This is a genomic window from Nonomuraea rosea, assembly GCF_039539705.1.
GTDB classification, from domain to species: Bacteria; Actinomycetota; Actinomycetes; order Streptosporangiales; family Streptosporangiaceae; genus Nonomuraea; species Nonomuraea rosea.
On sequence record NZ_BAABDQ010000006.1, the window covers coordinates 74803 to 88611 of the forward strand.

Sequence of the window (13809 nt, forward strand, 5' to 3'; positions counted from 1 at the left end):
TTCGCCCGCGATCACGCCAGCAAGACGTTCGATCAGGTCGGCGACGCAGCCCAGCGCCTGGAGCGCCGCCTCGACGGGGTCGGCAAGGCCGGCGGCGGCCTGCGCGGAGACCTCGACTCGGCGGGCAAGAGCGTCTCCGGGTTCGGCGTCGACCTGGACGGGCTTGGCGGCAAGCTCGGCGGCCTGGGCGGCCATATCTCGGGGCTGGGTGGCCGTCTCTCGTCTCTGGCCGAGCCGTTGACTGCTGCGGGCAGCGGCCTGGCCAGTCTCGGTGTGTCCGCGGTCGGCGGCGCGGCCAAGTTGGGCGCGCTGGCGGGCGCCGCGGCGTCGGCCAGCTCCAGCGTGGGCGGGCTCGTGGCCGCTCTGGCCCCGGCTGCTGGCGCGCTGGCGGCGCTGCCTGCCGCTGCAGTGCTGGGCGGCGCCGCGTTCGGCACGCTCAAGCTGGCTTTGTCCGGGGTGGGTGATGCCTTCAAGGCGGCGCTCAGCGGCGACTACGAGACGTTCATCGCGGGCATCGAGGACCTGTCGGGCAGCGCGGGCGAGGTCGCCTACGAGCTGTTCCAGATGTCCGGCGCGTTCACCGGCTTGAAGGACGTCGCTCAGGACGCGTTCTTCCAGCCGCTGGTCGGCCAGCTGCATAGCCTGTTTCCGCTGCTGCAGACGCTGCGCGCGGGTATCGGTGAGGTCGCCGGCGACTTCGGCCGGTTCGCCTCCGAGATCCTCGCCGTCGGTGAGTCCGCCTCCGCGATCAACCTGGTGCGCTCTTCGTTCGAGACGCTGCACCGGATCATGTCCGACATCCAGTCGGGGACCTTGCGAGACCTGCTGGCCAGCGTGGCGTACTTCGCCGACAGCACCTTGCCCGCGTTCGACGGCCTCGGCGCAGCCGTCGATCGGCTCGCCAACCGTTTCTCGGTGTGGCTCACCACCGCAGCCGCCAGCGGCACGGCGCTGATGTGGGTGGAGAACGCGAAGGATGTCTTCCAGCAGCTGGGCGCCATCCTGGGCGACCTGGGAGGGATCGTCGCCGCGGTGTTCCGCGCGATGCAGACTGCGACCGGGGACACGCTCGGGGCGCTGGGCCAGTTGCTCGACGGCCTGCATGCGTTCGTGGACAGCGTCCGGGGCCAGGAGATCCTCGTCGCGGTCTTCACTGCGTTGTCCGATGTGGCTGCCGCGTTCTTGCCGGTCATCAAGGCGGTGGCCGGCGCGGTGGGCGATCTCGCCCCCGGCATTGCGTCGCTGGCGCAGGCGGTCGGTCCGCTGCTCACCGCGGCGATCAAGGCTGTGGCGCCGGCGCTGGCCGCGTTGGTGCCCGGGATCACCGCTGTCATCGGCGGCATCCGGTCCGGGGTTGAGGCTCTCGCGCCCGCGCTGCTGCCTCTCGGGCGGGTTCTCGGCCAGGCGCTGGGCGCGTTGTCGCCGCTGTTCCAGGCGATCGGCCAGGCGCTTGCCGCGGTGCTGCCGCGGCTACAGGATTTCCTGCTCGTGGTCGCGGGCGGGATCGCCGAGCTCGGGCCCGCCCTGGTGCCGCTCGCCCGGGTGATCGGCGAGGTGTTCAACTCTCTTGAGCCGCTTTTCACCGGCCTGGTGATCGGCGTCCAGGCCGCGCTGCCGGGCGTGCAGGCGTTCATCCAGGCGCTCGGGACCGGCCTGGCGGCGGCCGCCCCCGCCCTGGTCGCCCTCGGCAAGGCGTTCGGCGGCATCCTGACCGCGCTCGCGCCGGTCCTGCCCGTCCTGGGCCAGGTGGTCAGCGTGGCCGGGACCCACCTCGGCGCGGCGATCCGCGGGGTGCTGCCGGCCGTGCAGGACCTGGTCAAGGCGTTCGGTTCGACGATGGCCGCGCTGATGCCGCTGGTCCCGGTGGTCTGGCAGACGGTGTCCACGATCGTGTCGGGCCTGATTCCGGCGATCACGAATTTGCTGCCGTTCGTGGCCGAGCTGGCCGGGCCGATCATCAAAGCGCTCTCTCAGGCGCTGCTGTCGATCCTGCCGTCGGCGCGGTTGCTGGTCGACTCGTTCGCTCAGATGCTGGTGGCGGTCGCCCCCGCCATTCCCCTGATCTTCCAGTTGGCCGCGGGCATCCTCGGCAACCTGGTGCCGGCGCTCGCCCCGCTGCTGCCGCAGATCGGCGAACTGATCACCAAGCTCATCAACGGGCTGGTGCCTGCCCTGATGCCGCTGCTGCCCATCATCGGCGACATCGTCTCCGTGATCGGACAGACGCTCGTCGGCGTGCTCGGCGTGCTGGTCACCCGGATCGCGGAGATCCTGCCGCCGCTGTCGCAGATGGTGCAGATTCTGGGCCTGGCGCTGCTCGACGCGCTGCAGAAGCTCGCACCGCACCTCCCGCCGCTGATCAACGCCCTGATCGAGTGGCTGCCCGCGATGGTGAACCTGCTGCCGTCGCTGACGTCGCTGGTCACGAGCTTGTTGCCGCGGTTCATCGACTCCCTCGACAGAGTTCTGCCGCTGCTGCCGGACCTGATCATTTCCATGATCAACCTCAACCAGGTCATGTATCCGCTGATCCCGGTTTTCGCTGACCTGCTGGAGCAGATCGCCCCGCACATCCCGCTGTTCATCGAGCTGGCGGCGGTGATCGCGGAACAGCTGATCCCGCCCATCACCAGGTTCCTGATCGTGGTGACGGAGATGGTCGGCGGCGTGATCCGCGAGTTCACCGTCCTGTACAACCGGCTGGTCGGGCACAGCATCATCCCCGATCTGATCAACGGGATCGGAGACTGGATCGGCCGGCTGCCCGGCATGTTCGCCGACTGGATCGGCCGCACGGTCCAGGCGGCGATGGGCAAGTTCGGCGAGCTGGTCTCCGCGGTCGGGCAGGTGCCTGGCCGGATCATCGGCGCGCTGGGTGACCTCGGGTCGCTGCTGTTCAATTCGGGCCAGTCCATGATTCAGGGCCTGATCAACGGCTTGTACAGCATGCTGCAGAACGCCTACAACGCGGCGAGCGACATCTTGGGGCAGATCAGGAATTTGTTCCCGTTCTCGCCGGCGCGCGAGGGGCCTTTCAGCGGGAAGGGATGGACCCTCTTCTCCGGCCAGTCGATGGCGGAAGGGCTGGCCAAGGGCCTGCTCAGCGGGCAGTCGATGGTAGGCAAGGCCGCAGATGCGCTGATGGGTTCGGCGGCGATGTCGCTGGCCCCGTCGGTGTCGGTCGGTGCGGGCGGCGCCATGCCGCTCGCGCCGCAGGGCGGGGTGACGATCAATCTCTACTTCTCCGGTCAGCCGCTGGTCGGCCGTGACGAGATCTACCGCCTGATGATCAGCGCCTTGAACGAGGCGACGGCGCGTGGCTTCAACCTCGGCAACCTGGCGGTGAATCGATGACGGTGATGCCCAGCGTCTGGTGCGAGATTGCCTTCACTCGGGACGCCTCCGGCAGCCTGCTGTGGCGGGACGTGACCGACTACGTCGAGTGGGACCAAGGCGTCCGCATCTCGCGCCGCCGCTCGCACGAGCTGGACGAGGTCCAGCCCGGCACACTCGCCCTGACCTTGGACAACAGCGACGGCCGATTCACTGCGGGCAGGACGAGCAGCCCCTACTACCCGAACGTCACCCTGAACAGGCCGATCCGCATCCGGGCGCGCTGGCCGAACTCGGTCAACCTGGCCACCCTCGACCAGGCGACCGTCACCGCCAGCACGGCGTTCGCCACCGCGGCGGGCACGGTCACCCGCGACACCGGCGTGTTCCCGGCAGGGCAGACCGCGTCCATCCGGTGGGACGGCGGCGTGCTCGGCTCGACCGGCCAGCACATGTGGGCCGGCTCGAACAGCGTCACCACCGCGACCGACCAGGCCGTGCCGGTGACGGCCGGGGCCACGTACAGCCTGCAGATGCAGGCCCGCCGCGGCGCCACCGCGATCAGCATCACCGCCCGCATCCGCTGGTACGACGCCGCCGGCGCGTTCCTGTCCGTCTCGGCGGGCAGCACGGTCGTGCTCACCACGTCGTTCCAGACCGCCTCGGTCTCCGCCGCGGCGCCCGCCAACGCGGTGTTCGCCCGGCTGGCCATCGCCAACGCCACCACCACCGCGGGCAACGCCCCGGTGTACTGCGGCGCGTGGCAGTTCGAGCGGGCCGCCTCACCCACCACCTACACCGCCCCCGGCGTCGAATACCGGCGCTTCACCGGGTTCATCGGCAGGTGGCCGCACGCGTGGACCAACGGCGTGCTGGGCAAGGCCGACGTCACCGCCACCGACCGGCAGAAACTGCTGTCGCGGGACAAGATCCGGCAGGCGATCTCGGAGGAAGTCCTCGCCACCGGCCCTGTCATGTACTACCCGCTCACCGAATCCCAGGGATCCGTGACCGCCGGCAACCAGGCCGCCACCGCGCAGCCCGACCTCGCCATCGGCGTAGCCGGTTCCGGCGGACAGGTCGCGTTCGGCACGGCAGGCGGCCCGGACACCTCGACAGGTGTGCTGCTCACCCCGCTGGCCATCAACAACGGGAACTTTCTCGTCAGCACGCTGACCACGCCGCTCGGCGGTGGAACTGCGGTCAGTCTGGCCGTGTGGGTGAACTTCCTGACCGCCCCGGTGACGACGCAGAACAGGGTCATCTTCGTCGACAACGGCTTCGACACCGTGCACATGAGGATCAACTACCAGCCGAGCAGCAACGGCCTGAGCCTGGGCGTCCGCGCTCCAGGCGGGTCCGTAGCCGGATCCGCCACCGTCAACTTGGACGACAACGCCCTGCACCTGCTCGTGGCGACGGCCACGTTCGCCGGCGGCACGATGCAGCTACGCGTCTACGTCGACGGCACCTTGACCATCAACACCTCCCCCGCGCTGTCCGGCGGCACCTGGCCGACACTCTCCCGCGTGCGGATCGGCGGTCTGCCGATCGGCGCGCTCGACCCGGCCGAGCTCATGGGCGGCTTCGTCAGCCACATCGCCGGGTGGAACAGCACGCTGACGCAGCCTCAGGCCCAGACCCTGAGCGACGCCCGCGGCGGGTACGCCGGCGACCTGTCCGGGGCGCGGGCCGCCCGGATCGCCTCCTGGGCCGGCGTGACGAGGACAGCCTTCGACGTCGGCGCGTCCCTCCTGGACCGGCATCCGGGCGGGGAGATGAGCCCGCTGGCGGCGTTCAAACAGATCGCCTTCTCCGAGGCGGGGCTGTTCTTCGTCTCCGGCGACGACGTCGCGGTGTTCCACGGCCGCAACCGGCGGCAGCTCGGCACGCCCGTCACCATGACGTTTACCGCCGACCAGCTCGGCCCTGACCTGCAGTTCGTCATGGACGACCAGCTGCTGATCAACGACGTGTCGGTGAGCCGGTCGGGGCAAACGGTTACCCGGGTCATCGACCAGGACAGCATCGCCGAGAACGAGAACAGCACCTACGCGGCCAGCATCGACACGTTGCTGTACTCCGACACCGAAGCCCTGGACCGGGCTTCGTACACGCTGAGCACCTACGGCCACCCGCAGCCGCGAGCCGGCCAGATCTCGGTGGATGCGCATTCACTTGGCACGGTGTGGGCCCAGATGCTCGGTTCAGAGATCGGGCAGCGCGTCTCCATCACCGGCCTCCCCTCCGAGTCGCCGGCGTCGAGCCTGGACCTGTGGTGCGAGGGCATCGCCGACGTCATCGGCGACGGCACCTGGACCTTCCAGCTGGATACCTCACCGGTCCGGTCGACGCCGGTGTTCATCCTCGACGACCCCGTCTACGGCACGCTGGACAACAACAATCTGGGCTGGTGACATGGCCGTACGCGCGCGCCTGCGTTTCCTTGAGCAGTGCATCCCGGCCGCGAGGCCGCTGACGAGCTGGCAGGCGTACTGGGAGTTCGCCGACTCGCGCCGGGCAGTCTCCCACCAGGGCCCGGTGCCGCGACCGACCGGCGACAACCCCGACCTGCAGGCGCATGCACACGTGGATGAGGGGCGGTGGATCGCTGACTGCCCGTGGGGCTGCGGCGCGGCTTTCAACCTGCCTCCGAGTGCGGACTGGATGTGGTGCACCGAATGCGCTGGCGGCGGCCTCGGGCTGACTGCGGCGCTGGTGTGGCCGGACGGCATGGACAAGTTGACCACCAACCTCGAATCGTTGCCGTCGATGCTGCAGAGGTGGCCCTGCCAGGCGTGCACTCCGCGGTTGGGCGCGGCCCCGCTGTGCGATTCCTGCCGCGGCATGCAGGGCGAGGAGGTCTAGATGGCGACTGTCCCGAGCCCGCGAACGTGGACCGTGGGCGAGTTGTTGACGGCCAGCAAAATGAACACCGACCTCAGGAACGGGCTCAACTTCCTGCTGTCAGGCAAGCCGGTGGCGTCGCTGGCGAAGACCGCCAACCAGTCCATCCCGAACAACACCTTCACCAACATCACCTGGAACTCGGAGCTGATCGACCGGGACGCCGGGCACGACAATGCCACCAACAACAGCAGGTATACCGCGCAGACAGCCGGGTGGTATCGCGTCATCGCCCACCTGTCCTGGAACGCCAACTTCACGGCGAAAATCCGCCAGACCGCGGTTCTCAGGAGCGCTGCCCAGCTGTTCTTTCTGTCCGCGGGATTCGGGGACGCCGACGGCAACTTCGCCAGCAGCACCAGCGCGGGCCTCATCTTCTTGTCAGTGAGCGACTACCTCGAAGTGCAGGGGATGCAGGCGTCAGGCGGAGCATTGGACGTCGTCCCGACCCATTCGCGTTTCGAGCTGGAGTGGTCCAGCTCGTAGCAACCGGGCGGCCGCGGTAATCAGGGCTTGTCGGCCGTCACCGTGCACACGCCAAATGCCGTCGACGTCTTGGCCTCCCGGACAACCTGGCCGTCGATCTTAATCCGGCATTCGATGGTCCCGGCCTGGCCGGCGTTCTGCACCCACAGGTACAGGTGCGGCTGGGAGCCGTCGTAGCTGAGCTCCTTGCTGAAGGGCAGCTTGACGCCCTGCTCCTGCCGGATTCTGAAGTTCTGGCTGTAGGTGATGTTCCCGGCCGACTCGGCGCCGTCGGTGCCGACCGCCTCCAACACCACCTTGTGCTCGCCCGACGCTGGCGCACTCGTGCCGCCGGGCTGCTGGCCGATGTCGAGCCGCGTCCTGGCGGGCCCGGTCGCGGTGGCCGGGATGGCAGCCGCGGTGTACAGGAACGAGGAGAAGACGCCCATCCAGGAGAGCGCCCAGAACGCGATCCAACCGCCGGTGAGCACCCATCCGAGGATGACGCCGGCGAGGGCCATGCCGCGGCCGTCGGCACCGTCCCTGCGGATCTGGGACAGGCTGACGTGGCCGAAGATGACGGCCAAGATGCTCGTGAATCCGCAGGTTAAGAACCCGGTCAGCCCGGTTACGAGGGCAGCGATGGCGAGCCCGTTCGTTCTGGACGGCGGCGCCTGCTGATGGCCGTAACCGCCGTAGCTCGGCTGGCTTGGGGGCTGCTGCGGATAGCCCATACGGAACTCCTGATCAGTGGGACGAAACCTGTGTGGGACGTTCCAAGCATCCCGCTGGTTGACCTTCGACACGTGGCCACATCTGGACACGGCAACCCCTTGACGTGCCGCCGCGCTGCTGAGGGTGCGGGCGCGGCGGCACCCGACCATCGCAGGCCCGCGGGTCGCCGCCGGCAGGAGGGGGACGTGTGCCCGACGAGCCGACACCGTGGGAGCTCCACCGATCCATGGAGGCGCTCCGCAGAAGCCTCGAATCCGGGTTCGCCTCCCTCAACAGCAGGCTGGACCGAGTCGTCAGCAGCGAGTTGTTCCACGCCTACCAGCAGGCCGTACAGCGCCAATTCGACGACCACGAGGGCGAACTCGCGGCGTTGAAGGCCGAACGCGAGGCCGACAAGAAAGAGCGCGACCAGGAGAAGACGCAGCGCGCCAACGACCGGCGCCTGATCGGCTTGGCCGTGTTCACGTCGATCATCGCGCCGCTGGTCATCCTGCTCGTCCAGTTGTGGCTGACCAGCAAGGGGTCATGATGGGCCGTCACCACGACGACGGGCTCGACGGGCCCGACCAGCAGGACCTCGACGTCGCGGAGTCGCCGCCGCGGCGGCCGCGGGTGTGGCCGCTGCCGCTGGTGGTCGCGGTGGCGTTCGCCGCCGTCATGGCCGCGCTGATGGTGCAAATCAGCACGCTGGGCGAGCGGGTGCGTCAGGCGGAATCAGACCGGCAGGTGCTGTCTGAGCAGGTGGAGCGGCTGGGCGGGGTTCCGCTGGTGTCGCCGTCGTCGGGGCCGCCCGGGGAGCGCGGCGACGTCGGCCCGCAGGGCGATCCGGGCCGGCCGCCGACCACGGCTGAGATCGGCGCCGCGGTGGCCGCATACCTGGCCGAGCATCCGCCGGCCGCTGGCCGCGCGCCGTCGGCGGCGCAGATCGGCGCGGCCGTGTCCGCGTACCTGCAGCAGCATCCGCCCGCGCGCGGCCCGGCCGGGGAGAAGGGCGACCCCGGAGAGCCGGGCGAGACGGTGACAGGCTCACCCGGGCCGAGAGGCGAGCCCGGCCCCGAATCCACGGTCGCCGGCCCGCAAGGCGAATCGGGCCCGCGCGGCGAGCCGGGGCCACCGCCCGCTGGCTGGACGTTCGTCTACGGCGGCGTCACCTACACGTGCAGCCCGGCCGAGCCGGGCTCGACCACCTATCGCTGTGAGGGAGCATGACATGCCGTACCTGACCCAGCTGGCCGAGGTGGCTCGCCGCACCGGCTGCCCGGTGACCGAAGTGTCCGGGTGGAAGAGCCGCGGTCACGGGCCGCAGCCCGAGGTGCAGGGCATCGTCTGCCACCACACCGCGGGCCCGGCGGCGGGCGGCGACTACCCTTCGCTCGCAGTGGTGCGGTCCGGCCGGCCTGGTCTTGACGGGCCGCTGTCGCAGTTCGGGCTTGGTCGGTCGGGCCGGATCTACGTCGTGGCCGCCGGGCGGTGCTGGCACAACGCCCCGTCGACGTCGCCGCTACACGACAACTCCAGCTCGATCGGCATCGAGGCGGAGAACAACGGCAGTCAGCCGTGGCCGGCCGTCCAGGTGGACGCCTACAAGCGGCTGTGCGCAGAGCTCTGCCGCGAGTTCGGCCTGGCCGCCTCCCGGGTGAAGGCGCACCGCGAGGTCAACACCGGCAAGCCCGACCCCCACTCGATCAACATGAATGCCTTCAGGGCGGCGGTGGCCTCGCTCATCAAGGGCGGCCCGGCCGCGCCTGCTGCCCGCTCGTGGACGGAGGACCTCGTGAACGATTTGCCGCTGGTCGGCCCGAACACCGACTCGTACGCCGTGAAGACGGTGCGCGGCTGCCTGTTCGCGCGCGGCCGCGTCCCCAAGCCGCTGTACGCGACGGTGGGGCTCGAAGCGTGGCTGAACAGGACGAAGGCTGACGCCGAGTTCGTCGAGGTCCTGAAGGCGTTCCAGCACGCCGAGGGGCTGGACGGCGACGGCTGGTGCGGGCCTGCGACGTGGCCGCACGCGCTGGGCCTGGCGTGAGCGACGGCCTGACCGCCCGCTGGTGGCCGCTGGTCGAAGCCGCGGAGCCAGCAGAGGCGCCTGAAGACTCCCGGCCGGATGGGTCGGGTCCCCCCGAGTAGGAGCACACTCTCATGCTCAAGCGCATCCTCGCGGCCATCGCGGTCGCGCTCATCGCCGTGGCCACGGTCGGGCCGAGCACGGCTTCCGCCGCGGCGCCCGCGTTCACGGTCGAGGCCGCCGCCGCGGACCTGGCCACCCTGGAGCTCGGCGACGAGCAGGGCTACAACGCGGTCGGCCCCGACCGGCCGTGGAACGAGAACAGCGAATGGGTCGACGTCACCAACACCGGCGAGACGGCAGTCAACGTGAAGGGACTGGTGCTTGAAGACGCCTGGCGGCACGGCCAGCCGGACAGCTACATCGGGCCGTGCAACCGGTACGAGGTCACTACCATCCCCGTCGCCGGCGGCAGCGTCGAGGAGCTTCCGGCCGGGCACACGCTGCGCATCTATGTGGGCGCCGGCGAGGCGAAGGTGTTCGGCACCGACGGCAAGATGCACGCGGTCTACATGAACTCGCCGACGTCGTGCGGCTACAACGGCCACATCTTCAACAACAACCAGCGCAAGGGCGACCGGTTTGCCCCGTGGGACACCGCCTACATCGCCCTCGGCGGCCAGACCGAGCACAAGTCGTACGGCTTCCCGTACGGCTTCACCGCCCCGACCCGATAGCCCGAAGGAGATCTGATGGGCAACAACTCTGAGCTCACCGGCGAGCCGGCTCTCTACGCGGCGTTCGTCGCGGCCGCCGTGCAGATGGCCGCCGCGTTCTGGCTGCCTTTCACCGACGGCCAGGTCGCCCTCATCAACGCCGCGGTGCTCGCCGCGGCGGGTGTCTGGGTGGCGTTCAAGACCCGGGCTGCGGACGGCGGCGGCTCCATCAAGGCGGCGCTGCTGGGCTTCGTCCAGGCGGGCATGTCGCTGGCCGTCGCGTTCGGCTGGAACGCCAGCGACAAGCAGACGGCCGCGGTGATGCTGCTGGTCGGTATGGGCGTCGCCGTGTTCGTGCGGCAGACGTCGACGCCGAACCCGCCGAATGGGAAGGGCGCGCACGCCGGCCAGGATCTGCCCGCCCTGTAGATCGTCCCGCGCTGGCGTTGCCCACACTCTGCGCGCGGGATGGTTCGCCGCCGGGCTGCTGACGGGACTCGCAGCCCCGCGGCGAACACAACGAAGCCCCACCTGCCTTCGGGCGGGTGGGGCCCTTTTCGCGTGCGCCCCCGCCCGGCTTGAACCGGAGGGCGTCCGCGCCCAGACCACTACGTGATGAGGGTGCGCAGCAGGTCGAGGATCGCGGCGGCTAATCGTGCGATCGCTGCCCAGTCGAGGCGCGACTGTGCGGGGTGTCTGTGCTGGCGTTTCATCGGATTCTCCCGTCCGTCTGAAGGTGGAACCTTCAGCGTGGCGGGAGCGGGCAGAGGAGCGGTACGAGGCATCCGCAGCGTCTGCCCGCCGTCTGCCCAGGCTGCACTATCGGCAGTTGGTCCAGTCTCCTGCCTGGCCCCACGAGCATGCGTCGATCTTTTTCAGGTCGGAGCCCCGATACAGGCCGGCGGTGTCGCCGTCGTTGTTCCACACGTACTGGCGCCGGTTCCAAAACACGCCGCTGCTGCCATCATTCCCGGTCCCGGTCCGCACAGTAACCGTCTTGCCCGGCTTGAGCAGGAAGCCGAGGAACCGGTACTTGTAGCCGGTCTTATCCCGCAACACCCACTTTTCGAGCTGGATCGTCTTCCCGGTGGTGTTCTTGAGTACGACGTATTCGGCGTTGAGGGATGTGTTGGAGCGCCGGTCCGCGCCGGGCGAGTCGTAGTACACCTTCACAATCTCCACCACCGGGGTGGCCGCCACGGCGGGTCCGGCGAGGCAGGCGAGGGTGACCGTCCCGGCGACGGCGGCGGAAACGAGGCGACGAAGCATCCAGACTCCTGTGAAGCGGGGATGGAACGTGACAGGAGATGAGACGACGAAACCTGTGATCGGGTTGTCACGGAGCGCTGTCCAAATCTGGACAGCCGCGTAGCGTGGCCGCCATGGGCCAGCACCTGACCGAGCTGTCCGGGCGTCGCGCGTTGTGGTGTGCTGGAGCCATGTGGTCCATGGCAGTGACGGTGCGCGCAGATGATGCAGACAGGGCCACGCGAGCGCTCCACGCCGTGCTGGCGCCCGACGCGATCCTGGCCGGGACAGAGACCGATGGGGAGGTCACCCTGTATTTGACGGTCCGAGATCGCGAGCAGGCCGGCTGGGCGAAAGACGCCCTTGCTGGCATCCGAATCCTTGCGACGGATCTGCGTGATGTCACGCCGCGACGGCACTCCCCTATGGGTCACCGCCGTTCCGGTGGCACGGTGATCGGCTGACCGGGCTCGGAGATGGCATAGAGAAGCCCCGACCGCGGCGAGGGCGGCCGGGGCGAGTGGCGGCTATCTGGACAGCCGGGCGCGGATGCGGGTCTCTTCGTCCGAGGAGAAGCCGTGCAACCGGGCGGCCCGCTCTTCCAGGTAGTTGTTGTGCGGGCGCGTGGAGGGCTCTGCGTGGTAGGGCCAGTCGGGGTCACAGACCCACTCGGTGCAGCCGTACCGGTGTAGAACGTCGATGGCGGCGTTGATGGCATCCGCGGCGTGGTCGAGTTCGACCTCGTGCGTCCACCCACTGCCCTTTACGTTGGGATCCCAGCCGCCGCCGTCTGCTACGTGGCCGGTCGTGGTGCGGATCTGGACGGAGCGCTTCAAGCTCATCCCTTCATCATGACGCCGGGCGGCCGGGTGCGGTGTGAGCATGCAGCGCTCCCTTCGGGTTGGGCCCGGGGATGGCAGGCTGCGCCGCCCAGCCACCCCCGGGGAGTCTCAGAAGATCTGCATCACATGCCGATACTCGCCGCCGAGCTTGATCTCGCCGGCGCGATACTCGGCGTCCGAAAGTCTGTGCCGGTTCAACTCCGGCTCCAGGGACACCCGGCCAGCGGTGAGCAGCCGGTCGAACGCGGCATCAACGTCGGCGCGCGACCATCCAGTGAGCCGTTTACGAATCTCGCTGAGCCTGATCCACGCCTGCGGCTTGGCGGCCAGCGCCTTGTATGCGGCGATGATGTCGTCATCGACGCTGGCCCGCGCAGGCTCCTGCACGGCAGGCGGGGCGGGCTGCGGGTCGAACCAGATCAGATGCTTCGCCTGGTCGCCGATGTTGACCGCGGCGTCACGGCCCTCCGGCGTGAGCGTCTTCTGGTTCGACTCCGGCACCATGTTCACATCCGGCCGCCGCTCCAGCTCGCGCAGCACGTCGTCCACCTGATCGCGTGGCGCATCCACGAACTCGCGCAGCTCCGCGAGACCCACCCAGGAGCCGGGCCGGCCTGCGAGCAGTTTGTAGGCGACGCGGATCTGCTGTTCGACGTCAGCACGGGGGATGGAGGGTGCGTCGTCGACGAGGGTGATCACCCAGCGGCCGCGTTCGTCCTTGCGGCCGGTGACCCCGTGCTTCCGGATCTCGCCGCTCTTCAGCCACTTGTACAGCGTCCCGGTAGAGATGCCCAGGTCGGCGGCGGCTGACGCTGCAGTCTGGGTGGGGGTGTCGCGTGCGTCGGCGTTCTCTGCCATCTGTTCGGCATCCTGTTTGAGGGACGTGACATCAGCTTCGGCGTCCTTGACCCGCTGCTTGGCGACGGCGACAGCAGCCTGGGCGCTCGCGGCCTGATCCGGGCTGAAGCTGACCAGGTGGCGGGGCTCGTCGGCGATATCGATCGCAGCCGCACGATCTTCCTCTGTCAGCGTCTTCTGATTCAGCTCCGCCATCAGACGCGCCTGGCCGCTCATGAGCATGCGGTCCAGCACGGCGTCGAGGTCCGCCCGTGGAATGTCAGGCATCTGCCTGCGCAGCTTGGTGATCGACATCCACGAATCACCGCCGTAGTCGGGGCGGTTTCTCATGGCGGCGTCGAACGCCACACGCACGCGGGCGTCCACGATGCCGTCGGGCGCGGCTGCCGCGCCCGACTGGCTGCTTGCGATTTCGGCGGCAGCGAGAGCCTTGCGCGCCCTGCTCAGGCGCTGCCGTGCGGCCTGCGCGGTACGGCTGGCGCTGTGCCCGCCGGGGCAGCGTCGGCCGCCCTGCTCTAACGTTCGACACATGTCACGTCCCCTCACCACACCCACATCTGGACTGGCGCGTGCGGATCCCGGGGCAGCAGCCGGCCCGGCCGTCGGCCGGCCAGCCACACGAGCCCCTTGATTCCGACGCCTGCGAGGGTGACGACGGCGCCACCCGTGACGAGCAGTAGCAAGCTCATGGTTTCCTCCA

General features: G+C 69.3%; 15 protein-coding genes. 10 read left to right on the top strand and 5 right to left on the bottom strand.

What is annotated here, in order from left to right:
- Window positions 1-300: 300 nt before the first annotated feature.
- From ABEA43_RS16740 to ABEA43_RS16755, 4 genes are read left to right on the top strand one after another with little or no spacing between them, the layout of a single operon-like run.
- Window positions 301-3354: a phage tail protein gene (locus tag ABEA43_RS16740; RefSeq protein WP_345562751.1), complete on the top strand. Its 3054-nt coding sequence runs from the start codon at window positions 301-303 to the stop codon at window positions 3352-3354.
- Entirely contained in the window at window positions 3351-5750 is a 2400-nt protein-coding gene (locus tag ABEA43_RS16745) for a hypothetical protein (RefSeq protein ID WP_345562752.1), read from the top strand. Before ABEA43_RS16740 ends, ABEA43_RS16745 begins: the two co-directional genes overlap by 4 nt.
- Window position 5751: 1 nt before the next feature.
- Window positions 5752-6201, top strand: coding sequence for a hypothetical protein (locus ABEA43_RS16750; protein ID WP_345562753.1), 450 nt, complete (start codon window positions 5752-5754; stop codon window positions 6199-6201).
- The gene (locus tag ABEA43_RS16755) at window positions 6202-6726 is read left to right on the top strand and encodes a hypothetical protein (RefSeq protein ID WP_345562754.1); all 525 of its coding nucleotides are present in this window, start codon (window positions 6202-6204) and stop codon (window positions 6724-6726) included. It abuts the gene before it with no gap.
- A 20-nt stretch (window positions 6727-6746) separates the two neighbouring features.
- On the opposite strand, the gene ABEA43_RS16760 is transcribed toward ABEA43_RS16755, so the two are convergent.
- Window positions 6747-7439 carry a DUF4190 domain-containing protein gene (locus ABEA43_RS16760; protein ID WP_345562756.1) on the bottom strand — a complete coding sequence of 231 codons (693 nt, stop codon included), beginning with the start codon at window positions 7437-7439 and terminating at the stop codon, window positions 6747-6749.
- A gap of 188 nt (window positions 7440-7627) precedes the next feature.
- Between ABEA43_RS16760 and ABEA43_RS16765 the strand changes: the two genes are divergently transcribed.
- From ABEA43_RS16765 to ABEA43_RS16785, 5 genes are all read left to right on the top strand, one after another.
- On the top strand, window positions 7628-7969 hold the full coding sequence (locus ABEA43_RS16765) for a hypothetical protein (protein WP_345562757.1): 342 nt from the start codon (window positions 7628-7630) through the stop codon (window positions 7967-7969).
- Window positions 7966-8649 (top strand): collagen-like domain-containing protein, encoded by a 684-nt coding sequence (locus ABEA43_RS16770; protein WP_345562758.1) that lies wholly within the window; start codon window positions 7966-7968, stop codon window positions 8647-8649. The genes ABEA43_RS16765 and ABEA43_RS16770 overlap by 4 nt, the downstream gene beginning before the upstream one ends.
- A 1-nt stretch (window position 8650) precedes the next feature.
- A complete protein-coding gene (locus ABEA43_RS16775) occupies window positions 8651-9466 on the top strand; it encodes an N-acetylmuramoyl-L-alanine amidase (protein WP_345562759.1) in 816 nt (271 codons plus the stop codon).
- Window positions 9467-9579: 113 nt separating this feature from the next.
- Window positions 9580-10182 (top strand): hypothetical protein, encoded by a 603-nt coding sequence (locus tag ABEA43_RS16780; protein ID WP_345562761.1) that lies wholly within the window; start codon window positions 9580-9582, stop codon window positions 10180-10182.
- A 15-nt stretch (window positions 10183-10197) separates the two neighbouring features.
- Window positions 10198-10590 (top strand): hypothetical protein, encoded by a 393-nt coding sequence (locus ABEA43_RS16785; RefSeq protein ID WP_345562763.1) that lies wholly within the window; start codon window positions 10198-10200, stop codon window positions 10588-10590.
- A 390-nt stretch (window positions 10591-10980) separates the two neighbouring features.
- Here the strand turns inward: ABEA43_RS16785 and ABEA43_RS16790 are convergent, their stop codons facing one another.
- Window positions 10981-11430, bottom strand: a complete 450-nt coding sequence (locus ABEA43_RS16790) for a lamin tail domain-containing protein (protein ID WP_345562765.1) — start codon at window positions 11428-11430, stop codon at window positions 10981-10983.
- A 113-nt stretch (window positions 11431-11543) separates the two neighbouring features.
- Here ABEA43_RS16790 and ABEA43_RS16795 point away from each other — a divergent pair, with 113 nt between their 5' ends.
- A complete protein-coding gene (locus ABEA43_RS16795) occupies window positions 11544-11873 on the top strand; it encodes a hypothetical protein (protein WP_345562767.1) in 330 nt (109 codons plus the stop codon).
- Window positions 11874-11936: 63 nt separating this feature from the next.
- Here ABEA43_RS16795 and ABEA43_RS16800 read toward each other — a convergent pair whose 3' ends face one another.
- From ABEA43_RS16800 to ABEA43_RS16810, 3 genes are all read right to left on the bottom strand, one after another.
- The gene (locus tag ABEA43_RS16800; RefSeq protein ID WP_345562769.1) at window positions 11937-12251 is read right to left on the bottom strand and encodes a hypothetical protein; all 315 of its coding nucleotides are present in this window, start codon (window positions 12249-12251) and stop codon (window positions 11937-11939) included.
- A gap of 108 nt (window positions 12252-12359) precedes the next feature.
- A complete protein-coding gene (locus ABEA43_RS16805) occupies window positions 12360-13640 on the bottom strand; it encodes a helix-turn-helix domain-containing protein (RefSeq protein ID WP_345562770.1) in 1281 nt (426 codons plus the stop codon).
- Between the two features lie 11 nt (window positions 13641-13651).
- Window positions 13652-13798, bottom strand: a complete 147-nt coding sequence (locus tag ABEA43_RS16810) for a hypothetical protein (RefSeq protein WP_345562772.1) — start codon at window positions 13796-13798, stop codon at window positions 13652-13654.
- Window positions 13799-13809 lie beyond the last annotated feature (11 nt).

Coding starts and splice junctions, on each gene's coding strand:
- ABEA43_RS16785 (WP_345562763.1), top strand. CDS start 10,198: ATGGGCAACAACTCTGAGCTCACCGGCGAGCCGGCTCTCTACGCGGCG.
- ABEA43_RS16775 (WP_345562759.1), top strand. CDS start 8,651: ATGCCGTACCTGACCCAGCTGGCCGAGGTGGCTCGCCGCACCGGCTGC.
- ABEA43_RS16755 (WP_345562754.1), top strand. CDS start 6,202: ATGGCGACTGTCCCGAGCCCGCGAACGTGGACCGTGGGCGAGTTGTTG.
- ABEA43_RS16760 (WP_345562756.1), bottom strand. CDS start 7,439: ATGGGCTATCCGCAGCAGCCCCCAAGCCAGCCGAGCTACGGCGGTTAC.
- ABEA43_RS16795 (WP_345562767.1), top strand. CDS start 11,544: ATGGGCCAGCACCTGACCGAGCTGTCCGGGCGTCGCGCGTTGTGGTGT.
- ABEA43_RS16780 (WP_345562761.1), top strand. CDS start 9,580: ATGCTCAAGCGCATCCTCGCGGCCATCGCGGTCGCGCTCATCGCCGTG.
- ABEA43_RS16745 (WP_345562752.1), top strand. CDS start 3,351: ATGACGGTGATGCCCAGCGTCTGGTGCGAGATTGCCTTCACTCGGGAC.
- ABEA43_RS16800 (WP_345562769.1), bottom strand. CDS start 12,251: ATGAGCTTGAAGCGCTCCGTCCAGATCCGCACCACGACCGGCCACGTA.
- ABEA43_RS16770 (WP_345562758.1), top strand. CDS start 7,966: ATGATGGGCCGTCACCACGACGACGGGCTCGACGGGCCCGACCAGCAG.
- ABEA43_RS16750 (WP_345562753.1), top strand. CDS start 5,752: ATGGCCGTACGCGCGCGCCTGCGTTTCCTTGAGCAGTGCATCCCGGCC.
- ABEA43_RS16790 (WP_345562765.1), bottom strand. CDS start 11,430: ATGCTTCGTCGCCTCGTTTCCGCCGCCGTCGCCGGGACGGTCACCCTC.
- ABEA43_RS16810 (WP_345562772.1), bottom strand. CDS start 13,798: ATGAGCTTGCTACTGCTCGTCACGGGTGGCGCCGTCGTCACCCTCGCA.
- ABEA43_RS16805 (WP_345562770.1), bottom strand. CDS start 13,640: ATGTGTCGAACGTTAGAGCAGGGCGGCCGACGCTGCCCCGGCGGGCAC.